The organism is Paraburkholderia kirstenboschensis, assembly GCF_904848585.1.
GTDB classification, from domain to species: domain Bacteria; phylum Pseudomonadota; class Gammaproteobacteria; order Burkholderiales; family Burkholderiaceae; genus Paraburkholderia; species Paraburkholderia kirstenboschensis.
This window is the reverse complement of the sequence record NZ_CAJHCR010000004.1, coordinates 278,986-302,005: the sequence shown is the minus strand read 5'-3', so window position 1 is coordinate 302,005 and position 23,020 is coordinate 278,986. Positions and strand designations below refer to the sequence as shown.

Here is a 23,020-nt window from a genome sequence, read left to right as displayed (position 1 = left end):
TGCGCCCGAAGTGCGTCTGCTTGTACGCCGCTTACGCGGCGTCGCGATATTGCGTCGGCCATTTGCGCGGCTTTACTTCTGCGAGCGCCTTCGCTATCGCAGCGATGTGCTCCGGCGTCGTACCGCAGCAGCCGCCGGCAATGTTCACGAGGCCCGCTTCGGCAAATTCCTTGAGCAGTCCGGATGTGTCGGCCGGCAATTCGTCGAAGCCCGTATCGCTCATTGGATTCGGCAAACCCGCGTTCGGATAGCACGACACATACGTGTCGCAAAGCTTCGCAAGTTCGGCGATGTACGGACGCATCAACGCCGCGCCCAGCGCGCAGTTCAAGCCGAACGTAAGCGGCTTTGCATGCCGCAGCGAGTTCCAGAATGCCTCGACGGTCTGGCCCGACAGAATGCGCCCCGAGGCGTCGGTGACCGTGCCCGAGATCATGATCGGCAAACGTTCGCCGGTGTCTTCGAACAGTTCGTCGAGCGCGAAAAGCGCGGCCTTCGCATTGAGCGTGTCGAAGATCGTTTCGACGAGGAACAGGTCGGCGCCGCCCTCTAGCAGCGCCTTCGCCTGCTCGTAATAGGCCGCGCGCAGTTCGTCGAACGTGACGTTGCGCGCGCCCGGGTCGTTGACGTCGGGCGAAATGCTCGCGGTCTTCGGCGTCGGTCCGATCGCGCCGGCAACGAAGCGCGGTTTGTCCGGCGTCGAATACTTGTCGCACGCGGCGCGCGCAAGCTTTGCCGACTGCAGATTCATTTCGACTGCAAGCGCTTCCATGCCGTAGTCCGCCTGCGCGACCGTAGTCGCGCCGAACGTGTTCGTCTCGATGATGTCGGCGCCCGCAGCCAGATACTGCTCGTGAATCTCGCTGATGATCTGCGGCTGCGTGATGGACAGCAGTTCGTTGTTGCCTTTGATGTCGCGCCCGTAGTCCTTGAAGCGCTCGCCGCGATAGCGCGCTTCGTCGAGCTTGTAGCGCTGGATCATCGTGCCCATTGCGCCGTCCAGAATCAGAATGCGCGACTTGAGCAGCGCGGGCAGCGCCGTGCCGCGGGTATAGGCGAGCTCGGGACGGACAGGCTTGACGGTTTGGGCAGGCTGGTTCATGGCGGACAAGGCTTGCGCCGGCTTTTTCGGGAACCAGTCATTGTAGCCGCAGCCGGGCTAATTCGCCGGGCGCAGGCGGCGTGGCGCTGACTGGATGTCGGGGAGGAGCAGGTCAGGTCGCGACAAACGCCGCGAGAGACCGCGCAATACACGAACGCGCGCGAATCACACAGCTACGACACGGCAACCCGACAGCAACCCCTCGCGGTGAAGGGTCACCACAAAAAGAAAAACGGTTCAGCAGGCTGAAGCCCACTGAACCGCTTTCATCATTGCCGACCGCCTTATGAAGGCCGCCGGTGGAACCGGACGGCGCGGTCGATATATGTCGCCAAATACGTTGAAAACACTACAAACGGTATTAACGCCGAACACGTCGGCGCGACCTGCACTCAGTGGAGAATTACCGGTTGATGCATCAGGCTGTCGAACTGGCCGAGGAATTCGTCCACTTCGTCTAGCGACGGTTCCTCTTCGATCAGCTTTTGCACGTTCTCGCGAAACCGCGCCGCCATTGCACCGTCAATGTAAATTTCACGCTGCATGTTTTTGTCGACGATCTCGTAGCCACCCGATTTCATGGCCAGCGGGCCTTCTTGCGGCGGGAATTCGACGACACAATAGTTAGGGCTGTTGTAGATCATTTGCATGGCGACACTCCTTATTTCCGTTGGCTCCTGGCCATTCCTGCGCCATACGTGGAGCTTATGGTGTGGAATTCAAGGGGTGGGTCCGGATTGACGCTTGTAAAAGTTCCGAACCTACCGGTTAGACCGGCCTTTCAAGAAACGTTTCAAGCAGGGCAGCAAAACGTTGAGACTGCTCGACTGGCGCAAGATGAGCGGCGTCGAGTAATTCGAAGTGAGCGCCTTCAATGGCATCTGCTATCGCCTGACTAGCAGCAGGCCGCGTGCCCGTATCGTGGCGCCCTGCCACGACCAGGGTTGGACAGTGAATCGCTCCCAGCTTACCGCGTACGTCGAAGTCGCGCAGCGCTTCGCATGCCATAGCGTAGCCTTCCGGCAACGTGCGGATCAGCGCCTCGTGTATCGGCTCCACCGCCTCCGGATGCGCGACCCGAAAACCCTCGGTCAGCCAGCGTTCGAGCGTGGCGGGCACGAGCGACGCCATGCCGTCCCGGCGCGCGCTCGCGGCGCGTTGATCCCATGTTGCGCGGGCCTCTGGCGGATTCGCGGCAGTGCTGTCGGCAATGGTGAGCGAGTCCACGCGCGAAGGGTGGTCCAGCGCGAACTGCTGCGCGATCATGCCGCCCATCGACATGCCTACGAGGTGCGTGCTCGGCGCGCCCAGCGCATCGAGCAGCGCGGCAAGGTCGCCGGCAAGATCGGCAACTGAGAACGGCTCTTTTGACAAAGCCGTTTGGCCATGACCCCGCACGTCGTAGCGCAGAACCGTGTAGTCGTCGCGAAAATAACCGGCGAGCTGGTCCCACACAGACAGATCGCCGCCTAGTTGATGAATAAACGTGAGCCAGGGGCCGCCGCCTTCATTGCTCAGTACGTAGCGCGTCTCGATACCGTTGATGTTCACTTGCATGCGGGCTCCTTCAAGGGGAACGCAGTGGAAGAATTGGTCGAGGCCTGACGCATCTACGAATCGGCTCGCCAACGGTTGCATCTGATGATGCAGAGTCGGCGTCGAGAAGGAAGTTTCGCTTGTATGTGCGAGGCACTATTCGAGTGCATGCCGGCATTGCCGCTGTTGCCGGCGGTTTTGTGTCAGGGCTTGATGTTGCCGGAACTGTCGTCGGTACCGGTCGAATTGACGGGTGGGCCTGGCTGAGACGTCAGCGGCGCGGCTGGTCCGGCTTCGGACGCGGCTGCCGGCGCAGCGGAAGGCGCGGAATCTGGCGATATATCGGACGAGCCCGCGCTGTTATCGACATCCATCTTGCCGTGCCACACCAGTTCGAATTGCGTGCCGTTCGGCTCCGTCTGCACGAGCCGCGCGGGCAGCCAGCCGAGCGAAGGCGCGAGCCACACGTCGATGCGGCGCTGGTCGCCTTCGCGGCGCGGCAGGCGTTTGAAATGACGCGTTTGCAGGTAGCCCTGCGCGGTGCGGATCGTTTCGTCGCCGATTGTCTCGACGGGCCAGTTTTCGCCGCTGTCGCTGTCTACCACAAAAAACTGCCGGGTCACGCCCGGCTTGTAGGCGTCGGGGTCTCCGCGCACGAGGCTCGCCAGTTGCATGATCATACTGAAGCGGTCCTGCGCGCCGTCGGGCAACGGCAGCGTCGTCGGTGTTCGCGTGAAGGCGATCTTCCTGTCGGCGCGATTGAAGATGGAAACATCTTCCACGCGACGACCGCGCTTTTCCACGTATTGCTCGGGAGCGAGGCCGAATGCATCAATACGGCCATGGCTCGAATAGACGAAGGTGCCGACAAAAGGCAAGGGCACCGAAACCACCATTTCGTAACTTTGCGCGCTGCTGATCCAATGGATCGTACCGGGCTGGTTGCGCACGCCGTTGTAAAACGTGTCGTATTGAAGTTCGCCTGACGGCGGGACCGAGAACTTGACGCCAGGCGACGCTTGCGCCTCGTTTGCCGTTGCGCTCGCGGACGCGCCGCTTGCGCCAGTTGCGACGCTCGCCGGCACCACGTTTGCGGCAGGCGCGCTGGCGGCGGTGTCCGCGGTGTCCGATGCAGCGCTTGCGGCGTCGACGGTAGGCTTTTCGGCCGGTTGCAGCGCGGTCAACACATGCTCGCGCGGCTTGCCGGCGGCGGGCTTGCGTTTTCGCTCCGGCGCAGGCGCAGCCGGGGTCGCGGCAGCCGGATTACGCTCGATACGTTCGGGCTTGAGAAGCGCAACCTGCACCGGGACATGTTCGTCATTGGATGGATTCAGTGTCGCGCGGTGGCGCTCGATCCATTGCGCCGCGATCCAGTGAAGAACGCCGACCACGAGCAACACCGCGATCCAGCGCCACGTACGCCAACGCCCGCGCGGCTCGTCAGCGAGCGTCAGATCGGAATGGCGTGCGGCGGAAGGTAGGGCCATCGGCGAGAGAATGAATGCGTGTAGTGCGGGCGCGAAGTGCGAATAAATGGATACCGGCGGCGGGCCTCAACGCGGCGTCGGACTATACCCCAGCTCGTACGAGAGCTTTTGCGCACATTCCCGCAGCGCCGTGTCGATTTCGCCGCCCCAGCCGATGTCGAACGCGCCTTCGTGGCCGAGCGCGACCAGGCCGAGCGCCAGTTCGCCGGTGGAGTCGAACACCGGCATGCAGAACGCGTGAATGGTCGGCAGCAACATGCCTTCGACGCGCGCCGCTTCATGCTTGCGCACGTCCGCGAGCGCCCGTTCGACCTCCTCGCGGGTGCGCGGCACGCCCATATGCGACGAGCGGCGCGTGTCGGCCAGTTCGCGCTCCAGCATGGCGCTGGTCTTGCCCGCGGGCAGATAGGCCGCAAAGAGCAGACCCGTGGCGGAGCTGAGGAGCGGCATCACATCGCCGAGTTTCAACGACGCCTTCGCCGGATGGCTCGACTCCATCCAGTGAACCATGGTCGGCCCCTGATTGCCCCACACGGCGATGCCCACGGTCAGGTCCAGCCGGTCGCGCAATTCGGCGAGCGCGATCCGCGCGAGCTTCACGCCGTCGACGCGGGCAAGCCGCGCGAGTCCGAGTTGCAATGCGAAGCCGCCCAGTTCATATCGACCGGACAGCGGGTCTTGCGAGACGACTCCGAGGCGCAGAAAGCTCACCAGATAGCGGTGCGCTTTGGCGGGACTCATGCCGGCGCGCTGCGCGAGATCGCGCAGCATCATCGCGCGCGGTTCGTGGGTCAGCACGTCGAGCAGCCGGAAGCCGACTTCGATCGACTGGATGCCCGAGCGCAGCTTTTCCTCGCCGGCGTCGGCGGCGTCGGCGGTTTCGGCGGTTTCGTCGTCGATGTCGGACGCGCCGGGCGCTTCGGCGGAGTCCGCGTCGGCGTCAGCGTGGTCATGAATGGCGCCGGAGCGGGCAGTGTTCGGCATGTGCAAGGCGCGCGAAGCGCGTTCGAAAGCGATGGAAGAAAAGCCGGCCGCAGAGCCCTTGCCCTGCGCCTGTCACCCGGTTTCGGCAAGGCGGGCTTGGGCTGCGCCGATTCACCATCGTAGAATAGATTCCCTCTATCGTCACTAACAGGGTTCATTCCTCCATGAAACTTGCCACGCTGAAGGACGGCACGCGCGACGGCCAACTGATTGTCGTGTCCCGCGACCTGCACACCGCGGCCGTTGCCGACGCGATCGCGCCCACGTTGCAACGCGTGCTCGACGACTGGACCTTCTATGCGCCGCAACTGCACGACCTGTACGACGCGCTCAACCAGGGGCGCGCGCGCAACACATTTTCATTCAACGCAAACGACTGCATGGCTCCGCTGCCCCGCGCTTTCCAATGGGCGGACGGGTCGTCGTATGTGAATCACGTCGAACTCGTGCGGCGCGCGCGCGGCGCGGAGATGCCGCCGGAATTCTGGACCGATCCGCTCATGTACCAGGGCGGCAGCGACGACTTCATCGGTCCGAAAGACGACGTGGTCTGTGCATCCGAAGCGTTCGGCATCGACTTCGAGGCAGAAGTTGCCGTTATCACCACGGACGTGCCGATGGGCGCCACGCCCGAGCAGGCGCTCAAAAGCGTGCGTCTGATCGCGCTCGTCAACGACGTGTCGCTGCGCAACCTGATTCCCGCCGAACTCGCGAAGGGCTTCGGGTTTTTCCAGAGCAAGCCGGCTACTTCGTTTGCACCGGTCGCCGTGACGCCCGATGAACTCGGCGAACATTGGCGCGAAGGCCGCGTGCACCGGCCGATGATCGTCCACTGGAACGGCAAGAAAGTCGGCCAGCCCGACGCCGGCACCGACATGGTGTTCCATTTCGGCCAGCTGATCGCGCATGCTGCCAAAACGCGCAATCTGCGCGCGGGCGCGATCGTCGGATCGGGCACCGTCTCCAACAAGGACGCGAAGCGCGGCTACTGCTGTATCGCCGAAAAGCGCTGCCTCGAAACGATCGAGCACGGCGCGCCGCAGACCGAGTTCATGAAGTACGGCGACACGGTGAAGATCGAAATGTTCGATGAAGCGGGCAAGTCGATTTTCGGCTCCATCGACCAGAGCATCGCGCCGCTCGACTGACGCGGTACGGCGCGTCGTCCGAAAGGGTTTCGCCCGATGCCGCTGCCACCGCGCGCCGCTACACTGACTGGCGCGGCGGCATCGGCGGTATATCAAAACGAAAAACTCATGTGAGGAGACACCATGCGGCGAGCTGGATCGTTTGACGCGGGATTGGGGAGCGCTTGCGCGCGTGGTCTGCATGCGAGTGCGGGACGTACGCGGCTGGAGGGGCTGAAGCTGACTGGGCGGCCAGCCAGAGTCGCGGCTCGTGTCGCCGCACTGTGCACGGCGCTTCTATGCCTGTCGCCCACGATCGCGTTGGCTCAGGTGAAGATCGGGCTCGTGCTCTCGCTGACGGGGCCCGCCGCGTCGCTCGGCATTCCCGCGCGCGATACGGCGACGTTGCTGCCGAAACAGATCGGCGGCCAGAGCGTCGAATACATCGTGCTCGACGATGCGTCGGACACGACTCAGGCCGTACAGGACACCAAGAAGCTGATCTCCGAAAATCATGTCGACGCGATCATCGGTTCATCCATCACGCCGAACTCACTGGCGATGATCGACGTGGTCGCCGACGGCACCACGCCGATGATCTCGCTTGCGTCGTCGGCGAAAATCATTGAACCCGTGGATGCCAAGCGCCATTGGGTATTCAAGACTCCGCAAACCGATGCGATGATGGCTTCGGCAATTGCCGAGCACGCAAGCACACGCGGCGTGAAGACGGTCGCCTTCATCGGTCAGGCCGATGCGCTCGGCGAGACGTTTTACGCCGAAGTCGCGAAATTCGCGCAGCTTCACCACATGCAAATGGTGGCGAGCGAGCGCTTCAATCGCACCGATCCGAGCATGACGGGTCAGGTGCTGAAAATCCTCGCAACGCATCCCGATGCAGTGGTGGTGGGCGCGGCCGGCACGCCCGCCGCGCTACCGCCGAAGACACTGCGCGAGCGCGGCTACAAAGGGCTGATCTATCACAACCACGGCGTGGGCAATAACGACTTTCTGCGCGTGTGCGGCGCCGATTGCAACGGCACCTTCCTGCCCGCAAGCCCCGTGCTGGTCGCGGCGCAATTGCCCGCGGATCATCCGGCTAAGCGCCTCGCGCTCGATTACATCGCGCGCTTCGAAGCGCTCCGCGGACCGGGCAGCGTCTCGGCATTCGGCTCGTACACGTGGGACGCGGGCATGTTACTCAACCATGCTGTGCCGATCGCGTTGAAAACAGCAGCGCCGGGTACGCCGGAATTTCGCCGAGCGTTGCGCGACGCACTCGAAGGCACGCGCGGTCTCGCGGATACCAACGGCGTCGTCAACATGAGCGCCGGGGACCACCTGGGACTCGACCAACGTGCGCGCGTAATGGTCGAAATCAGGAACGGCAAATGGGTTTATCAGCCGCGTTAAGCGATGCGCGCATCACGCACACACGGATCGATCACCATGTCTGAACTAACTCACAGCAACGATGCGTTTTACGCACATTACCAGTCGCTCAAGTTGCATCGCCGTCCGCACGGCGTGCTCGAAGTGGTGATGAGCGGCGAAGGCGCGAACAGAAGCGGGCTTGCCACCGCCGACGCGCGCATGCATTACGAACTCGCGGAAATCTGGCGCGACATCGACCGCGATCCCGACACGCGCGTCGCTATCATTCGCGGCGAGGGCAAGGGCTTCTCGGCGGGCGGCGACCTGCAACTGGTCGAAGACATGGCCACCGACTTCGACGTGCGCGCGCGCGTGTGGCGCGAGGCTCGCGATCTGGTCTACAACGTGATCAACTGCAGCAAACCGATCGTCTCGGCGATGCACGGTCCGGCCGTCGGCGCGGGTCTGGTCGCGGGGCTGCTTGCCGATATTTCGATCGCGTCGAAGACGGCGCGCATCATCGACGGTCACACACGGCTCGGCGTAGCCGCCGGCGATCACGCGGCGATTGTCTGGCCGCTACTGTGCGGGATGGCGAAGGCCAAGTACTACCTGATGCTGTGCGAGCCGGTGAGCGGCGCGGAGGCGGAGCGCATCGGGCTCGTGTCGCTCGCGGTCGACGAAAACGATCTGCTGCCAAAAGCATTTGAAGTCGCGCAGAAGCTCGCACACGGTTCGCAAACCGCGATCCGCTGGACGAAGTATGCGTTGAACAACTGGCTGCGCTCGGCAGGGCCCGCTTTCGATACGTCGCTTGCGCTGGAATTCATGGGGTTCGCCGGGCCGGACGTGCGAGAAGGCGTGAACTCGCTGCGCGAGCGGCGTGCGCCGGATTTTGGCGGCGCGGACCCTTGGCGCGCACCGTAATGGATGCAGCGCGATTCCGATGCACTGCGCTGTATGATCGGATTCGGGTGCGCTCCATGCGCTCTTTCTTTCGCGTTTTCCTTCCGCGCTTTTTTTGTTAATGCAGCGAGGCGACAAGCATGACTGACACACCTGGCTCAACGCCGCCGTTCCCTGGCTTCCCTGGTTTTCCGCCCGCCGAAATGCTGGAGAGCATGTGGGGCATGATGCGCATGTCACCGTTCGGCTCCGCGTTTTCCGGCGCACAACCGGGCGCGGGCCTGGGTCCGTCACTGTCCATGATGTCCGACATGATGGCGCCGCTTACCAACGTCGAAGAACTCGATAAGCGCATCACTGACATGCGCGCGGTCGAGCAATGGCTCAAGCTGAACCTGAGCATGCTGCAGTCCGCGATTCAGGCGCTCGAGGTGCAGCGCGCGACGCTTGCGACGCTGCGTGCGTTCGGCGCGTTTGCACAGCAATCGATGAGTCAGCCGGCGACGGCGTCGCCAGCGCCAGCGCCGAGCCCGTCTCCGACGAGCAGTTGGCCTCATCCGGAGCCGGCGGCTTCGGCCGAAAGCTCGACTGCCGCCGAATCGTCGAGCGACGAGGAAGACACACCTGCCACACCGCCGTTCGACGCATCGGCATGGTGGAGCCTGCTGCAATCGCAATTCAACCAGATCGCGCAATTCGCGATGACTCAGCCGCCAGCCAGCGCGGCGGGCGCAGCCGAGAGCGGCGGCGCGCAAGCCGACGCTTCCCAGGATGCGGCGGACGAGGCGAGCGAGGCGGTTGGCGGGGCGACCGATGTGCCGCGGCCATCGCCCGGGGACGATGCCGCCGCAATGTCTGCAAAGTCGGCTGAAGGCGCTGGATCTGCTCAGCCTGCGGCGAAGCGGCCAGCGGCGAAACGCGCGCCGTCAACCGCGCGGCGCACAGCTTCGAGCACGGTCAGCAGCGGGTCGAAGCCGCCAAAGAAGTCCGTGTGACGACGCGCAGCGAGAGGCGGGCGGCGGGCGGGCCGACCGTCGGCGGCGGGCGACCATAGAAAAATTGCCGACTTGTCACCGTTTTGACCCCGTCGGGAGCCACACTCCGCCGATTGCACCAGTCGTTGAGGCATGTCAACCGGGCATCGGAATTGCGTCCGTTACCGCGCGGGTTTGAGGAAGTCAGCGTGATATCATTGGAAGGTCTTTGTTTGGTTTTTGGGCGTGCGCTGAAAACAACCAATCGAGCCGCCCACGCTCCATTCGCCGCCGGCATCACCGGCGCAGGGCTGGACGGTGCGGTTTTCATCGCAAACTGGCTCGACCTCAGGCAAAGGGTATCCCTCACCCACGGTTGGCCGCGCAGCGCGTAACTTCGAGCGTGTAACTTTGCGTTAGCCGCTCCTCGCGCGAGCGCCCGGACTTCTTCGCTGGCCGTGCATCCAGGCGGCCGGGTACCGCGTAAAATTGAAGGCTTGGCCGGCGAACGGCGCGGCATTCGGGCACGACACCCGGCGCGTTTGGTTCGTGGCCGGGAAAGTGCTACACGTAGTAGTGACAGACACACACAGTATGTGCAGAACAGGGGTGGGACTATGAACACCATGCTTTACCCGGAACTTTATAAATCGCTCGAATCCGTTCGATGGGACATGGAGAAAGACATTCCCTGGGACAAATTCGACGCATCGCTATTGACCGACGAGCAGGCCGCGACGATCAAGATGAACGCGATCACCGAATGGTCGGCGTTGCCCGCCACGGAAATGTTTCTGCGTGACAATCATCACGACAGCGATTTCTCCGCGTTCATGAGCGTGTGGTTCTTCGAAGAGCAGAAGCATTCGCTGGTGCTGATGGAATACCTGCGCCGCTTCAAGCCGGAAATGTGCCCCACTGAAGAAGAGCTGCACGCCGTGCGCTTCGAATTCGACCCGGCGCCGCCGCTTGAAACACTGATGCTGCACTTCTGCGGCGAAATCCGCCTGAATCACTGGTATCGCCGCGCTGCCGAATGGCACACCGAGCCGGTCATCAAGCACATCTACGAAACCATTTCGCGCGACGAAGCGCGCCATGGCGGCGCTTACCTGCGCTACATGAAGAAAGCGATGGTGCAAACCGGCGACATCGCACGCGCTGCTTTTGCGAAGATCGGCGTGCTGATGGCGTCGGCCCGCCGCACCGAAAAGCCGTTGCATCCCACGAATCTGCATGTGAATCAGGCGCTGTTCCCGCGCGACACGATCCAGTCGCGCCTGCCCGACCCGGAATGGCTCGAGCGCTGGCTCGACGAGCAGATCCGCTTCGACGACGGTTGGGAAAAGAAGGTGGTCGAGCGCATTCTGCATAACCTGTCGCTGCTATTCGAGCGCACGTTCACTACCGCGCAGGAACTGAACCGCTATCGCAAGGAAGTGGTGACGCGGCTGCAGGCCGACCAGAAGTCGGCCGAACAGCCGGCTTGAATGCAGCCTCGTGGATTCCGGTTCGCGGCTCGCGCATAATGCAAAGCTAGCGCCGCGCTCCGGTTCGGCGCTCTGAAACGGTCCGGCAGGCGCGAGCTTGCCGGACCGTTTTGTTTGATTGGCGCTTGATTTCGATGCTTGACCTTTACGCTTGACCGGTCTGCCCGAGCGTCATGCTCCACGTTGCTTGCGCCGTATCGCGGCGGCAATTTTCTGTATCTTCCACGTCCCCAAATGGCTGCTATTTTCGAACGCAAGATTCTCACGCGCGACGCGCTGGTCGCGCTGCGCCCTTCGCTGAACGCGCCGGTCGTATTTACGAACGGCGTGTTCGACATCCTGCATCGCGGGCATGTCACCTATCTCGCGGACGCGAAAGCGCAGGGCGCTTGCCTGATCGTAGGCGTGAACAGCGACGCGTCGGTCCGCATGCTCGGCAAGGGCGATGACCGGCCGATCAACAACGAAGCCGACCGGATGGCTTTGCTCGCGGCGCTGGAGAGCGTCGACTACGTTGTTTGCTTTGGGGAAAAGACGCCGGTCGAACTGATCTCGGCGCTACGTCCGGATGTGCTCGTCAAGGGCGGCGACTACGACATGGATGCGCTGCCGGAGTCGGCCGTCGTGCGCGGCTGGGGCGGCAAGGCGCTGGCGATTCCGTTCGAGCACGACCGCTCGACCACGGCGCTGCTCAAGAAGGTTCGTACGCAGGGCTAAATGTGATGGGGTGAACGCGGCGCTGTGTCTGCGTGGCTTGGGCCTGGGGTTGGGGCTTGCGCTTGCACAGTTCGATGCCTGGTTCGAGGCGTCAGTTGCCGCCTCGATGAGCCCCTTAGACGCGCCGCTCGTATTCGCCGATGCAGAGTTCGCCGTTGCCCTTAGCCACTCGAATGCGCCGCTCGAATGCGCCGCTCCGACACGCCGCTGCTATAGCCGGCTCCAATTCTCCGCTCCGATTTTCGCTTTATTGCGGCAACGCCGACGCCGCGATCGGCGCGACCGGTGCCGCCGCGCCAACAACAGCCTGATCGGCGGCGTCGGTGGCCGTGACCGGGCGCACCTTCAACCAGTCCGGATGGACTTCACGGCTCAAGTGATTGGGTTCGCGGCCGCTCGCCGTGGGCGTCGGGCCGAACACGCCGCGCACTGCGACGAATGCCAGAAGGTTGGCCAGGAACAGTATGGCGATCAGCCAGCGCAGCATCGTTATATTTTCCCTTGCAGAAGTTAAGCCGCTGGTGTGGTTCAGGCGCGAAGTTCAGCCATCACATCCAGCCGGTGTTCTACACGCCATGTTCCGAAGCGCGCTCGGAAGCTATCAGTGCAAGCCCAGACAAGACCAGTGAATCGTGGCGAGTATGCGGCACTTTCAATGCGCTCGCCACTTCGTCTGCAGCGCCGCCGCCGACCACGAGGCGCACCGGCACCTGCCATTCGTCCTGCAAGTCGCGCCAGGTCCGTTCGACGAGACCTGCTTGTGCCAACGTGCAGCCGGCGGATAGCGAACGCGGCGTGTCCGTCGCGAAGAACGGGCCGCGTCGGGCCACGTCCTGCGTCCCGGCGGCGCTCCCTAGAAGGCCGCGCGCGGCGCTCGCGTCGAGCGTCGGCAATTGAGCCGTATGCTCGCCGAGCGAGCGCATCATCAACGTCCAGCCTGGTGCGATAAGTCCGCCGACGAAGCAGCCGTCCGCGCGCAACGCCTCGAGCGTGGTCGCTGTTCCGAAGGTCGCAATCAGCAGATGCTCGCCGGGAAATGCCGCGTACGCGCCGATCATGCCTGCCCATCGGTCGCTGCCGAGCGCATGCGGCGTCGTATAGCTGTTGGTCACGCCGCATTGCTGCTCGCGTGCGCGGATCGTGGTGAGCGGCAGATGCGGCCATTGCGCGTCGACCATCGCAGCGATTCGCTCAGCCACAGTTTCGCCGGCGACATTCGATAACCATGCGCCGCGAGGCGTCGGCAAGTTCGCCCACTGAGTCGCCCACTGAGTCGCCCACTGAGTCGCCCACTGAGTCGCCCCCTCGGTAGCCCACTGAGCCTGACCGGCGCCACCATGCGCGAGCGCGCCGGCCGCGATCTGCGTGCCGTCAGCCTCCACCATCGCCCATTTGACGCGGCTATTGCCCGCGTCGATCAAGAGATGAGGCGCGCCGCTCGTCATGCAGCACCGTCGGCGAGACGCAGGGACACGTCGCCGGTCGCGATGCTCTGCCGGCCCGCGCCGGTATCGAGCAACAACTGGCCGCGCTCATCGACGCCCGCAGCGACGCCGCGCGCGACTTCCTTGCCCTGTTCGAGCAGCACGACGTCGCGGCCCGCGTACGCATGCATTGCGTTCCAGCGCGCCTGAAACGGCGCGAATCCTTCCGCGCCGAAGCGCAGCAAAGCGGGCTCCAGTGCATTGAGTTCGGCCGCGAGGGTATCGGTGAGGTTCGCGTTGGGCAGCGCGCGCTGCAGCGCGGTCGGCGCCGTGCCGCGTGCCTGCGGCGGCGCCCCGGCGTTGAGCGCGCCGATTTTCGCGGCGAGTTCGTCGGCGCCCTTCACGTTGGTGCCAATGCCGATCACGACGGCGCTCGCGTCTTCCGTACTCCAGGCCGTCTCGATCAGGATGCCGGCGAGCTTGTCGCCTTCGAGCAATATGTCGTTTGGCCACTTCAGCGCAATCTGGCCGGGGCCCGCGACAGGCAACGAGCGCAGTCCGTCGACGAGCGCGACGCCCACCGCGAGGCTCAATCCGGCCAGTCCTTCCAGCGGACGCGGCAGCACGCAGGCAACCGAAAACAGCAGCGCATTGCCCGGCTCCGCGTACCACGGACGGCCGCGGCGGCCGCGTCCGGCGGTTTGCAGGTAAGCAACCCGCACGATCGGCCTCGGCAGCGCGCCCGCCTTGCGCGGCAGCGCCTTCACGCGGGACATGAGGTCGGCGTTGGTCGAGCCGGTTTCCTCGACGATTTCGATCGGCCAGTCATGCGCATGCGCGCCGAACAGAGCGACGGCGCGTTCACGGTCGATACGCCAGTCGGCTGCGTTCGCGGCAGCGGCCGGTCCTTGGGGCGGAGTGGAAGCGTTCATGTCCCATATTGTAGCGACAGCGAACCGCCTGGTCCCGCCAGGACGGTCGATCCGCTGCGCCTTCGTTACAATGGCCGCTAATCCGATAACCACATTGCAACGATCCTTGAACTACGACACTCCGCCCGGCCTCGAAGTCGCGGCTGGCAGCCAAGGCAAGATCGTCCGGCTCTCGGGCCAGTGGACGGCGCTCGCGCTCGCGCGCGACCGTGCAACCGGACATGTGATCCCGCAACTGCGTTCGCTCGAAGGCGCCGAAGGCATCGGCCAGTGGGATCTGTCGCGTATCGACCGGATGGACCACGTAGGCGGCCAGGCGCTGTGGCGCGTGTGGGGTCACAGAATGCCGCCCGACACCGAACTCACCGACACACAGCGCGATATCTTCGAGCGCATTGCGTTGCTCGACACCGTCCGCGAGACGGCGGAGCCGGTCGCCAGATTCGATCCGTTCACGCGGCTCGGCCTCGCGCTGTTTTCGTTCTTCGAGCATCTGTACGGCGGCGTGGCCATGCTTGGTCGCGTCGTACTCGATCTGCTGGCGATCGCGCGCAAGCCCGCACTCACGCCGTGGACTGAAATCTCCGCGAACGTCTACAACGCCGGCACCAGGGCGTTGCCCATCACCGCGCTGGTCGCGTTTCTGATCGGCATCGTGCTGAGCTATCTGTCCGCGCAGCAATTGAGGCTCTTCGGCGCCAATCAGTACATCGTGAATATTCTCGGGCTGTCGGTGATCCGCGAACTCGGGCCGGTGCTCTCGGCGATTCTGGTGGCGGGCCGCTCAGGCTCTGCAATCACCGCGCAGATCGGCGTGATGCGCGTGACCGAGGAACTCGACGCCATGCGCGTGATGGGCATTCCCCACGGTCTGCGGCTCATCCTGCCGCGCGTGGTGGCGCTCGGTGTGGCGATGCCGCTACTCGTGATGTGGACGAACATCATCGCGCTGAGCGGTGGGGCCCTCGCCGCGAAGATCGTGCTCGGCATCGACATGAGTTACTTCGCGCGCGCGTTGCCCGGCGTTGTGCCGGCTGCGAACCTGTGGATCGGTCTTGGCAAGGGCGTCGTCTTCGGCATGCTGATCGCGATCGTCGGCTGCCACTTCGGGTTCCGTATCAAAGCCAATTCGCAGAGTCTCGGCGAAGGCACGACGACCTCGGTGGTGACGTCCATTACGATCGTGATTCTCGCGGACGCTGTGTTCGCGATCCTGTTCCAGAACGTGGGGCTCGGATGATCGCGCCGCTAACTCAGGCCGTACGCGGCCAGCCGATGCCTTCCATTGCCGAGCCGGTGATCGAAGTGATCGACGTCACCAAGCGCTATGGCCGCAACATCGTGCATCAGCATGTGAATCTGGACGTGCGGCGCGGCGAGATCGTGTCGATCGTCGGCGGGTCGGGTTCGGGCAAGACCACGCTCGTGCGGCAGATCCTCGGCTTGGAGCGGCCGTCTTCGGGAACCATCAAGCTGTTCGGCGAAAACCTCGCGACCATCTCTCCCGAAACCGCGCTGCTGATGCGCAGCCGCTCCGGCATGCTGTTTCAGCGCGGCGCGCTGTTCTCGTCGCTGTCGGTGTTCGACAATGTCGCACAGCCGGTGCGCGAACTCGGCCAGGTGCCCGAAGATCTGCTGCGCGACATCGTCATGCTGAAGCTGGAGATGGTCGGGCTGCCGTGCAAGCACGCGTCCAAAATGCCGTCGGCGCTGTCGGGCGGCATGATCAAGCGCGTTGGCATTGCGCGCGCGATCGCGCTCGAACCCGAACTGCTGTTTCTCGACGAACCGACAGCCGGGCTGGATCCGCAAGCGTCCGACGAGTTCGTCGAACTGATTTCGGCGCTGCATCGCGCACTCGGCTTGACAGTCGTGATGGTCACTCACGATCTCGACACGATGGTCGCGCTTTCCACGCGCGTGGCCGTGCTGGCGGATCGCAAGGTGCTGGTCGCCGCGCCCGTCGAAGAAGCGGCGGGCGTCGATCATCCGTTTATCCGCGAATATTTTCTCGGCTTGCGCGGGCGCCGCGCCTTGCAGGCGTTGCCGCCCGAGCGCCGCGCAAAGTTGCCGCGCGCGGCGCTCGAGCCGGCATCGTCCGAATTGCCGCTGTGAATCAGGGAAACTAGGGAACCTGGCAATGGAAAACAAATCGCATGCGTTCTGGGCAGGACTCTTTACGGTCGTCCTGCTGGCCGCGATTGCAACGGCGGCTTTTTTGTTCAATGTCGACCGCGCGGTGCGCGTGCCGTACGATCTGATTGCGCGCACCAACGTAACGGGCCTTTTTACCGACGCGGCCGTGCGCTATAGAGGGCTCGACGTCGGCAAAGTGCAGTCGATCAAATTCGACCGCGACCATCCGGGCCAGATCCTGATCCGCATTCTCGTCGACACGCATGCTCCGATCACGCATTCCACGTTCGGCAGTCTCGGCTTCCAGGGCGTGACCGGCATTGCGTTTATCCAGCTCGACGACACGGGGCGCGATCCGTCGCCGCTCGCTTCGTCGGCAAAACAGGTTGCGCAGTTGCCGATGCATCCGGGCTTGCTGGATCAATTGCAGCAACGCGGCGACGTGCTGTTGAAGAAACTCGAAAAGGTCACGGACGACGTCGACAATCTGTTGTCGCAGGAAATGGTCGACCAGTTGCACGGCACGGCGGCAAGCATCCAGAAAGCTGCGGACGGCGTCGCCACGCTCACGCACCAGATGGCGCCGGTGGCCGGCAAGCTGCCCGGCACCATCGACAAGCTGGATCGCACGCTCGCCTCGACGAACCAGTTGATCACGAGCCTGAATCGCGCGGATGGTCCGTTCGAGACCAATCTGAACAAGGTGGGCACCGCGGCTCAGCAAGCGGGCGACGCGCTCACAGCGATGAACGGCTCATTGCAGGATCTGTCGGCGCGGGTCGGTTACGACACGTTGCCGCGGGTCAATTCGCTTGCTGAAGACGTGCGCTCCGCCGCCCGCTCTGTGGACCGCGCCGCCGATACGTTCAGCACCAGCCCGCGCAGCGTGCTGTTCGGCGCGCCGGCGGCGGCGCCGGGACCCGGCGAGGCCGGTTTTACGTGGCCCGCCGCGCGCGCCGCACAATGAATCTGAAGGTTTGAAGAAAGGAATATCGTCATGTCACGCTCCATTCACCGCTTGTTGTCCTCGCGTGCCGCGCGCACGGGCGCTGCTTGCGCGACGCTGCTTGCGCTCAGTCTGCTGGCTGCCGGCTGCTCCAGCACGCCGGCCGCGCTCGCGGACATTCGCTACGACTTCGGGCCGCCGAAGCCTGCAGCGTCCGCGGGCACGCAATCGGCAGTGAAGGTGCTCGACGTGAACGCGCCGGAAATGCTCCAGTCCGACAAGCTCGTGTACCGGCTCGGCTATGCCGACGCGCAGCAGATGGCCGCGTACGCAAACAGCCACTGGACGATGCCGCCTTCGCAGTTGCTCACGCAGCGTCTGCGCGGCGCGCTCAGTTCGCGCGGCACGGTGCTGACGGGCGCCGACGGCGTCGCCGCGCCCGTGCTGAAGGTGGATCTGAGCGAGTTCGAGCAGGTCTTCGACAGCCAGTCGCAAAGCCATGCAGCGGTGACCGCGCGCGCCACACTGACGCAGGGCGGCAAGGTGCTGGGGCAGCGCACCTTCATCTCTCGCGCACCGTCCAGTACTGCCGACGCCGCAGGCGGCGCGCAAGCGCTCGCCACCGCCAGCGACGACCTCGTCGCGCAAATCGGCGCCTGGCTCGGCGTTCAGGCGCTGGTCGCCGCGCAATGACCGGCGCGCAGCGCACGCAACGGAGCGCTGCATGAGCGAAAGATCGTGGCTGCGCCGTCCGTCGGTGCTTTCGCGGCAAGCGCTGCTGCTATACACCGCGCTGATCGTCTACGGTTCGTGGTATCCGTTTTCGGGCTGGCGCTCGCTCGGTCTCACGCCGTTCGCCTTCCTGTCCGATCCGATGCCGCAGTATTTGACGGCATTCGATGTCGTCACGAATGTGCTCGGTTATATGCCGTTCGGCGCGCTGATGGTGCTTGCGCTTTACCCGCGCTGGCGTGGTCCGCTCGCGGTCGCGCTGGCTTTCGTGCTCGGCGGCCTGCTCTCGGGCGTAATGGAAGCCGTGCAAACGTATTTGCCGACGCGGGTCGCGTCCAACCTCGACCTCGCGGCCAATGCGCTCGGCGCACTGCTTGGCGCGGCGATCATGTCGCCGGCTACGGGCGCGCTGCTCGATCGCGGGTTGTTGCGACGCTTGCGGCTCATGTGGTTCCACCGCGAGAGCGCCGCGCTCGCGTGTCTCGTCGCTGCCTGGCCCTTTGCGACGATGTATCCGTCGCCGCGTCTCTTTGGGCTCGGTAACTGGCCGCGCGCGCTGTGGACGCGAGTCGATTCCACGACGCAAGATGCCCTCTTCGCATGGACGCCCGCTGGCTGGCACGTCGGCGCATGGCCCGCGTGGGTCGCAGCCTGGTTGCCTGACGATGCCTGGGAAGCGCTCATCACCACGCTCAATCTGTTCGCCGCGCTTGCGCTCGCGTCGTTGACGGTACGCCGTCATGCGCCGCGCGTGCGGCTGTTGCTGCTGTTTATCGTCGTGGCTCTGGGGGTGAAGGCGGGCGCTACGTTCCTGCAATCGCAATCCGGCCTCGCTTTCGACTGGGCGACGCCCGGCGCGCTCGCGGGCCTCGGCTGCGGCGCGGCGCTCGGGCTGCTTGCGTTGCGTCTGCGGCGCAGATCGCGCGCCGCGCTGGCGGCGGGCGCACTCGTCGTCACGCTGGTGTTCGTGAACCTGCTGCCGGTGAATCCTTATTTCGATGTCGTGCTGGCCGACTGGCGGCAAGGACGGTATCTGCACTTCAATGGCCTCGCGCGCTGGCTCGCGTGGGTGTGGCCGTACGCGGCGCTCGTGTGGCTCGCGTTCGTCGTCGAACGGGTCTGGCTCAGGCGGCGCACGAGGCTCGAATCGAAGTAGGCGCCCCCGCCGCGTCAGCGATGCTGGCCCCTTGCTCGCTATAATCGTCCGCAGGCGGCCCCCCGCAAGCGGCCCTCCGCAGGCGGCACTCCGCAAGCGGCCCTCCGCAGGCGGCCCCCCGCAAGCGGCCCCCCGCAAGCGGCCCCCCGCAAGCGGCCCTGGGCAACAAAGCGCGCGCCGCTGCGCTCGACTGCCTTCTGCTGCACTATTGCCCTTCTGACAGCCTCGCTCTTCGTACACCATGGACTCCTTCTACAAGTATCACGTCTTCTTCTGCCTCAATCAGCGTGAACCGGGCGCGGAGCGTCCGAGTTGCGCGAACTGCAACGCGCAGGCAATGCAGGAATACGCGAAAAAGCGCGTGAAGAAGCTCGGCCTTGCCGGCCCCGGCCAGGTACGCATCAACAAGGCAGGTTGCCTCGACCGCTGCGAACTCGGCCCGACGCTCGTCGTCTATCCGGAAGGTGTCTGGTACACGTATGTCGACGAGAGCGACATCGACGAGATCGTCGACTCGCATCTGGCAAACGGCAAGGTTGTCGAGCGTCTGAAGATCGATCAATAAGCGCCGCCATGAACGCACACACGAAGAAGTATCTGATCGACGGCCCGGTAGGCAAAATCGAGGTCGCGCTCGATCTGCCCGACGAGGCCCGCGAAAACGGCGCGGCGCCGCGCGGCATCGCGCTCGTCGCGCATCCGCATCCGCTCTTTGGCGGCTCGATGGACAACAAGGTCGCGCAGACGCTTGCACGCACACTGGTCCAGTTGAACTACGTGACGTATCGCTCGAATTTTCGCGGTGTCGGCCAAACGCAAGGCGAGCATGACGGCGGCATCGGCGAGCGCGACGATTTGCGTGCGGTGCTCGACCACATGCGCGCGCAGCCGGGGCACGCCGATCTGCCGCTGGTGCTGGCAGGCTTCTCGTTCGGCACTTTCGTGCTGTCGCATGTGGCCGCGAAGCTGCGCGACGAAGGCGAGGAGATCGAGCGGATGGTGTTCGTCGGCACCGCCGCGAGCCGCTGGGAAGTGGCGCCCGTGCCGGACAATACGCTGGTGATTCACGGCGAGACCGACGAGACCGTTCCCATTCAATCCGTTTACGACTGGGCGCGGCCGCAGGAATTGCCCGTGGTGGTGATTCCGGGCGCGGAGCATTTTCTGCATCGCAAGCTGCATATCCTGAAGCGGATCATCGTCGACGCGTGGCGGTGAGTTGCCGCGCGGCGCGCGTTTTCCGGGGTACAGGTACACGCAAACGCGTCACTATTCGCCAGCCATTGCGCGAAGTTCGGGGAATAGCGCGCGTATAATGGGCGCTCTTTTTTGGGCGCAGCACGGCCTGTCCGGCAGTTCGCGCGACGCGTAAGTTCTTTTCACGCGCGCAGCGGTGCCGGCTACGAGTGCTGCGCGAACCGATCGCGTGGCCGGAAGTCCAATGGGCGCTCAAGCCGTTACGTTTAGTCGTTACGGCCAGTCGCTCGCCGACCGGCTCTTCCAAACTCTGCGCCCTGCGCGCGTTGTATTTTTCTGCACGAACCTACCCTATGCGTTTTTCCACCTCCGGCCGCACGTCTTTCCCCTCTGTTGCATCTCTTGTTTCTCCCACGCTAAGCCGCACATTGACGCTCGGCGTCGTGCTGCCCGCCACGCTCGCGGCCAGCACGGCGTTCGCGCAAGTGCCGCCGCCGGGGGTGAACGCGCGTTCGTGGGTGCTCGTGGACGCGACCAGCAACCAGGTTCTCGCCTCGGGCAATCCCGATGAGCGTGTGGAACCCGCATCGCTCACCAAGCTGATGACCGCGTATCTCGTCTTCGAAGCACTGCAAACGAAGAAGATCGCGATGGACCAGACGGTGACGCCGAGCGAAGCGGTGCGCCGCGTGCGTACCGACGAATCGCGCATGTTCGTGGAGGCAAACAAGCCCGTGACCGTGCACGATCTGGTGTACGGCATGATCGTGCAGTCGGGTAACGACGCCGCCATCGCGCTGGCCGAACTGGTTGGCGGCAGCGAAGCGCAGTTCGTCAACATGATGAACACCGAAGCACAGCGCCTCGGCATGAAGCACACGCATTTCGCCGACGTGAACGGCATGCCCGACCCGCAGCACTACACCACAGCTGGCGATCTGGCGGTGCTGTCGGCGCGTCTGATCCGCGACTTCCCCGACTACTACAACATCTTCTCGGTCAAGGACTTCACGTACAACAAGATCAAGCAGCCGAACCGCAACCGTCTGCTGTGGATCGACCCGACCGTCGACGGTCTGAAGACCGGCCATACGCAAGCCGCCGGCTACTGCCTGATCGCGAGCGCGAAGCGCTCGCTGCCGGGCACGCAGGACGCATCGCGCCGCCTCGTCTCGGTAATGATGGGCGAGACGAAGGAACATGACCGCGTGCAGGACAGCCTGAAGATGCTGAACTACGGCTACTCCGCGTACGACACGGTGCGCCTCTACAAGGCGAGCCAAATCGTGGGCACGCCGCGCGTCTACAAGGGTGCGCAGGACTCGGTGCAGATCGGCGTGAAGAGCGATCAGTACATCACCGTGCCGAAGGGCATGGCGGACAAGGTGAAGCCGCAAATCGAGCAGATGGATCCGCTGATCGCGCCGATCGCGAACGGTCAGCAAGTCGGTACCGCGAAGCTCGTTGCCGACGGCAAGGTGCTTGCGCAATTCCCGATAGTCGCATTGCAGGCTGTGCCGCAAGCGGGCGTGGTGGGCCGCGTGTGGGACTCGCTCATGCTCATGTTCAACAAGAAAAAGTAAACACGGATCGCAATGACCGCTCTTCCTGATGTTTCGCTGGAGCCGATCGTTTATCTGAACGGCGAAGTGGTGCCTTTGTCCGAAGCGCGCGTGCCGGTGCTCGACCGCGGCTTTATTTTCGGCGACGGCATTTACGAAGTCGCGCCGCTGTATGCGCACGCGGGCGGACGCACGGCCTTCCGCTTCGAACAGCATCTGGCGCGTCTCTCGCGTTCGCTCGAGAAGATCGGCATTGCCAATCCATTCAACAATGCGGGCTGGCGCGCGTTGATCGAGCGCGTGGTCGCGGCTAACGAGGCCGAGGCCGATCTCGCCGCCGGTCAGGACGCGATTGCGTACATTCAGGTCACGCGCGGCGTCGCAAAGCGCGGCCATGCTTTTCCCGCAGGCATCCAGCCGACGGTGTTCGTCATGGTTACGCCGCTCCATCTGCCGAACGCCGCCCAACGCGCGGAGGGCGTGCGTTGCGTCAGCGCGGAAGATCGCCGCTGGCTCAATTGCGACATCAAGTCTGTCTCATTGCTCGGCAATGTGCTGATGGCGCAATACGCCGCAGAAAACGGCGCGTTCGAGACGATCCAGTTCCGCGAAGGCGTGTTGACCGAAGGGTCGTCGTCGAATGTGTGGGTGGTGAAGGGTGGAGTATTGATTGCGCCGCCGCGCAGCCACAAGATTCTCGAAGGCATCCGTTATGGGCTGATCGAAGAGCTGTCGGCCGAATGCGGTATCCGCCTGGAAGTACGCGAGATCGCCGAAGCCGAAGTGCGCGCAGCCGATGAGATCATCATCAGTTCGGCCACCAAGGAAGTGCTGCCCGTCACGCAGCTCGACGGCCAGCCTGTTGGCGCGGGCAAGCCGGGTGCGGTGTTTGCGGCGCTGTATGCGGCGTATCAGCGAGCCAAGGCAACAGAGGCGCAAGGGGCGCAGCAGCAAGGAGCAAAAAATGAATCCGGCGAACGAATCACTGATTGAGTATCCCTGCGATTTCCCGATCAAGATCATGGGCAAATCGCACCCCGAGTTCACCGAGACGATCGAAACGGTGGTCCGGCAGTTCGATAGCAAAGTCGACGCCTCGCGCGTCGAGACGCGTCCGTCCAGCGGCGGAAACTACACCGGGCTGACGGTGACGGTGCGTGCCACTAGCCGTGAACAGCTCGACGATATCTATCGGGCGCTCACCGGTCATCCGATGGTCAAGGTCGTACTTTAAGGCG

At 64.1% G+C, this 23,020-nt stretch carries 24 protein-coding genes; 16 read left to right on the top strand and 8 right to left on the bottom strand.

What is annotated here, in order from left to right:
* Nucleotides 1–31: 31 nt before the first annotated feature.
* The 5 genes from JMY24_RS14195 to JMY24_RS14175 all read right to left on the bottom strand — a co-directional run bounded on the left by JMY24_RS14195 (nt 32) and on the right by JMY24_RS14175 (nt 5,109).
* Nucleotides 32–1,102: a homocysteine S-methyltransferase family protein gene (locus JMY24_RS14195; protein WP_128586097.1), complete on the bottom strand. Its 1,071-nt coding sequence runs from the start codon at nt 1,100–1,102 to the stop codon at nt 32–34.
* 392 nt (nt 1,103–1,494) lie between these two features.
* A complete protein-coding gene (locus JMY24_RS14190; RefSeq protein ID WP_013337859.1) occupies nt 1,495–1,752 on the bottom strand; it encodes a BTH_I0359 family protein in 258 nt (85 codons plus the stop codon).
* Nucleotides 1,753–1,870: 118 nt separating this feature from the next.
* Complete coding sequence (locus JMY24_RS14185) at nt 1,871–2,659, bottom strand: alpha/beta fold hydrolase (protein WP_128594165.1); 789 nt, start codon at nt 2,657–2,659, stop codon at nt 1,871–1,873.
* Between the two features lie 182 nt (nt 2,660–2,841).
* On the bottom strand, nt 2,842–4,125 hold the full coding sequence (locus tag JMY24_RS14180) for a DUF3108 domain-containing protein (RefSeq protein ID WP_201702275.1): 1,284 nt from the start codon (nt 4,123–4,125) through the stop codon (nt 2,842–2,844).
* 66 nt (nt 4,126–4,191) lie between these two features.
* Nucleotides 4,192–5,109 carry an IclR family transcriptional regulator gene (locus tag JMY24_RS14175; RefSeq protein ID WP_128594166.1) on the bottom strand — a complete coding sequence of 306 codons (918 nt, stop codon included), beginning with the start codon at nt 5,107–5,109 and terminating at the stop codon, nt 4,192–4,194.
* A 164-nt stretch (nt 5,110–5,273) separates the two neighbouring features.
* Here JMY24_RS14175 and JMY24_RS14170 point away from each other — a divergent pair, with 164 nt between their 5' ends.
* The 6 genes from JMY24_RS14170 (at nt 5,274) to rfaE2 (ending at nt 11,697) form a co-directional block, all read left to right on the top strand.
* Complete coding sequence (locus tag JMY24_RS14170; RefSeq protein ID WP_128594167.1) at nt 5,274–6,257, top strand: fumarylacetoacetate hydrolase family protein; 984 nt, start codon at nt 5,274–5,276, stop codon at nt 6,255–6,257.
* Between the two features lie 123 nt (nt 6,258–6,380).
* On the top strand, nt 6,381–7,649 hold the full coding sequence (locus tag JMY24_RS14165; protein ID WP_128594168.1) for an ABC transporter substrate-binding protein: 1,269 nt from the start codon (nt 6,381–6,383) through the stop codon (nt 7,647–7,649).
* Nucleotides 7,650–7,685: 36 nt separating this feature from the next.
* On the top strand, nt 7,686–8,537 hold the full coding sequence (locus tag JMY24_RS14160; RefSeq protein ID WP_128594169.1) for an enoyl-CoA hydratase/isomerase family protein: 852 nt from the start codon (nt 7,686–7,688) through the stop codon (nt 8,535–8,537).
* A gap of 119 nt (nt 8,538–8,656) precedes the next feature.
* Complete coding sequence (locus tag JMY24_RS14155; RefSeq protein ID WP_201702274.1) at nt 8,657–9,511, top strand: PhaM family polyhydroxyalkanoate granule multifunctional regulatory protein; 855 nt, start codon at nt 8,657–8,659, stop codon at nt 9,509–9,511.
* A 596-nt stretch (nt 9,512–10,107) separates the two neighbouring features.
* On the top strand, nt 10,108–10,980 hold the full coding sequence (locus JMY24_RS14150) for a ferritin family protein (protein WP_027780097.1): 873 nt from the start codon (nt 10,108–10,110) through the stop codon (nt 10,978–10,980).
* A 234-nt stretch (nt 10,981–11,214) separates the two neighbouring features.
* Complete coding sequence (rfaE2, locus tag JMY24_RS14145; RefSeq protein WP_128594171.1) at nt 11,215–11,697, top strand: D-glycero-beta-D-manno-heptose 1-phosphate adenylyltransferase; 483 nt, start codon at nt 11,215–11,217, stop codon at nt 11,695–11,697.
* A 247-nt stretch (nt 11,698–11,944) separates the two neighbouring features.
* Here the strand turns inward: rfaE2 and JMY24_RS14140 are convergent, their stop codons facing one another.
* The 3 genes from JMY24_RS14140 to JMY24_RS14130 form a co-directional block, all read right to left on the bottom strand.
* Entirely contained in the window at nt 11,945–12,184 is a 240-nt protein-coding gene (locus JMY24_RS14140; RefSeq protein WP_020067099.1) for a hypothetical protein, read from the bottom strand.
* Nucleotides 12,185–12,263: 79 nt separating this feature from the next.
* Nucleotides 12,264–13,142 (bottom strand): type III pantothenate kinase, encoded by an 879-nt coding sequence (locus JMY24_RS14135; protein ID WP_128594172.1) that lies wholly within the window; start codon nt 13,140–13,142, stop codon nt 12,264–12,266.
* The gene (locus JMY24_RS14130) at nt 13,139–14,053 is read right to left on the bottom strand and encodes a biotin--[acetyl-CoA-carboxylase] ligase (RefSeq protein ID WP_201702273.1); all 915 of its coding nucleotides are present in this window, start codon (nt 14,051–14,053) and stop codon (nt 13,139–13,141) included. Before JMY24_RS14130 ends, JMY24_RS14135 begins: the two co-directional genes overlap by 4 nt.
* A 106-nt stretch (nt 14,054–14,159) precedes the next feature.
* On the opposite strand from JMY24_RS14130, the gene JMY24_RS14125 reads away from it, so the two are divergent.
* The 10 genes from JMY24_RS14125 to JMY24_RS14080 all read left to right on the top strand — a co-directional run bounded on the left by JMY24_RS14125 (nt 14,160) and on the right by JMY24_RS14080 (nt 23,016).
* Nucleotides 14,160–15,293 (top strand): MlaE family ABC transporter permease, encoded by a 1,134-nt coding sequence (locus JMY24_RS14125; RefSeq protein ID WP_128594174.1) that lies wholly within the window; start codon nt 14,160–14,162, stop codon nt 15,291–15,293.
* Complete coding sequence (locus JMY24_RS14120; RefSeq protein ID WP_128592251.1) at nt 15,290–16,168, top strand: ABC transporter ATP-binding protein; 879 nt, start codon at nt 15,290–15,292, stop codon at nt 16,166–16,168. Before JMY24_RS14125 ends, JMY24_RS14120 begins: the two co-directional genes overlap by 4 nt.
* Nucleotides 16,169–16,193: 25 nt before the next feature.
* Nucleotides 16,194–17,156: an MlaD family protein gene (locus tag JMY24_RS14115; protein ID WP_201702272.1), complete on the top strand. Its 963-nt coding sequence runs from the start codon at nt 16,194–16,196 to the stop codon at nt 17,154–17,156.
* Between the two features lie 30 nt (nt 17,157–17,186).
* On the top strand, nt 17,187–17,828 hold the full coding sequence (locus JMY24_RS14110) for an ABC-type transport auxiliary lipoprotein family protein (protein WP_201702270.1): 642 nt from the start codon (nt 17,187–17,189) through the stop codon (nt 17,826–17,828).
* Between the two features lie 31 nt (nt 17,829–17,859).
* Nucleotides 17,860–19,023 carry a VanZ family protein gene (locus JMY24_RS14105; RefSeq protein WP_201702268.1) on the top strand — a complete coding sequence of 388 codons (1,164 nt, stop codon included), beginning with the start codon at nt 17,860–17,862 and terminating at the stop codon, nt 19,021–19,023.
* 241 nt (nt 19,024–19,264) lie between these two features.
* A complete protein-coding gene (locus JMY24_RS14100; RefSeq protein WP_027780106.1) occupies nt 19,265–19,588 on the top strand; it encodes a (2Fe-2S) ferredoxin domain-containing protein in 324 nt (107 codons plus the stop codon).
* Nucleotides 19,589–19,596: 8 nt separating this feature from the next.
* A complete protein-coding gene (locus tag JMY24_RS14095) occupies nt 19,597–20,241 on the top strand; it encodes an alpha/beta hydrolase (RefSeq protein WP_128587944.1) in 645 nt (214 codons plus the stop codon).
* A gap of 332 nt (nt 20,242–20,573) precedes the next feature.
* The gene (locus JMY24_RS14090) at nt 20,574–21,803 is read left to right on the top strand and encodes a D-alanyl-D-alanine carboxypeptidase family protein (RefSeq protein WP_201702266.1); all 1,230 of its coding nucleotides are present in this window, start codon (nt 20,574–20,576) and stop codon (nt 21,801–21,803) included.
* A gap of 12 nt (nt 21,804–21,815) precedes the next feature.
* Complete coding sequence (locus JMY24_RS14085) at nt 21,816–22,775, top strand: D-amino acid aminotransferase (protein ID WP_201702264.1); 960 nt, start codon at nt 21,816–21,818, stop codon at nt 22,773–22,775.
* Complete coding sequence (locus tag JMY24_RS14080) at nt 22,747–23,016, top strand: HP0495 family protein (protein ID WP_201702262.1); 270 nt, start codon at nt 22,747–22,749, stop codon at nt 23,014–23,016. The genes JMY24_RS14085 and JMY24_RS14080 overlap by 29 nt, the downstream gene beginning before the upstream one ends.
* Nucleotides 23,017–23,020 lie beyond the last annotated feature (4 nt).

Bases quoted from the DNA above. Each gene is read 5' to 3' on its own strand.
- JMY24_RS14195 (WP_128586097.1), bottom strand. From the start codon at position 1,102: ATGAACCAGCCTGCCCAAACCGTCAAGCCTGTCCGTCCCGAGCTCGCC.
- JMY24_RS14190 (WP_013337859.1), bottom strand. From the start codon at position 1,752: ATGCAAATGATCTACAACAGCCCTAACTATTGTGTCGTCGAATTCCCG.
- JMY24_RS14185 (WP_128594165.1), bottom strand. From the start codon at position 2,659: ATGCAAGTGAACATCAACGGTATCGAGACGCGCTACGTACTGAGCAAT.
- JMY24_RS14180 (WP_201702275.1), bottom strand. From the start codon at position 4,125: ATGGCCCTACCTTCCGCCGCACGCCATTCCGATCTGACGCTCGCTGAC.
- JMY24_RS14175 (WP_128594166.1), bottom strand. From the start codon at position 5,109: ATGCCGAACACTGCCCGCTCCGGCGCCATTCATGACCACGCTGACGCC.
- JMY24_RS14170 (WP_128594167.1), top strand. From the start codon at position 5,274: ATGAAACTTGCCACGCTGAAGGACGGCACGCGCGACGGCCAACTGATT.
- JMY24_RS14165 (WP_128594168.1), top strand. From the start codon at position 6,381: ATGCGGCGAGCTGGATCGTTTGACGCGGGATTGGGGAGCGCTTGCGCG.
- JMY24_RS14160 (WP_128594169.1), top strand. From the start codon at position 7,686: ATGTCTGAACTAACTCACAGCAACGATGCGTTTTACGCACATTACCAG.
- JMY24_RS14155 (WP_201702274.1), top strand. From the start codon at position 8,657: ATGACTGACACACCTGGCTCAACGCCGCCGTTCCCTGGCTTCCCTGGT.
- JMY24_RS14150 (WP_027780097.1), top strand. From the start codon at position 10,108: ATGAACACCATGCTTTACCCGGAACTTTATAAATCGCTCGAATCCGTT.
- rfaE2 (WP_128594171.1), top strand. From the start codon at position 11,215: ATGGCTGCTATTTTCGAACGCAAGATTCTCACGCGCGACGCGCTGGTC.
- JMY24_RS14140 (WP_020067099.1), bottom strand. From the start codon at position 12,184: ATGCTGCGCTGGCTGATCGCCATACTGTTCCTGGCCAACCTTCTGGCA.
- JMY24_RS14135 (WP_128594172.1), bottom strand. From the start codon at position 13,142: ATGACGAGCGGCGCGCCTCATCTCTTGATCGACGCGGGCAATAGCCGC.
- JMY24_RS14130 (WP_201702273.1), bottom strand. From the start codon at position 14,053: ATGAACGCTTCCACTCCGCCCCAAGGACCGGCCGCTGCCGCGAACGCA.
- JMY24_RS14120 (WP_128592251.1), top strand. From the start codon at position 15,290: ATGATCGCGCCGCTAACTCAGGCCGTACGCGGCCAGCCGATGCCTTCC.
- JMY24_RS14115 (WP_201702272.1), top strand. From the start codon at position 16,194: ATGGAAAACAAATCGCATGCGTTCTGGGCAGGACTCTTTACGGTCGTC.
- JMY24_RS14110 (WP_201702270.1), top strand. From the start codon at position 17,187: ATGTCACGCTCCATTCACCGCTTGTTGTCCTCGCGTGCCGCGCGCACG.
- JMY24_RS14105 (WP_201702268.1), top strand. From the start codon at position 17,860: ATGAGCGAAAGATCGTGGCTGCGCCGTCCGTCGGTGCTTTCGCGGCAA.
- JMY24_RS14100 (WP_027780106.1), top strand. From the start codon at position 19,265: ATGGACTCCTTCTACAAGTATCACGTCTTCTTCTGCCTCAATCAGCGT.
- JMY24_RS14095 (WP_128587944.1), top strand. From the start codon at position 19,597: ATGAACGCACACACGAAGAAGTATCTGATCGACGGCCCGGTAGGCAAA.
- JMY24_RS14090 (WP_201702266.1), top strand. From the start codon at position 20,574: ATGCGTTTTTCCACCTCCGGCCGCACGTCTTTCCCCTCTGTTGCATCT.
- JMY24_RS14085 (WP_201702264.1), top strand. From the start codon at position 21,816: ATGACCGCTCTTCCTGATGTTTCGCTGGAGCCGATCGTTTATCTGAAC.
- JMY24_RS14080 (WP_201702262.1), top strand. From the start codon at position 22,747: ATGAATCCGGCGAACGAATCACTGATTGAGTATCCCTGCGATTTCCCG.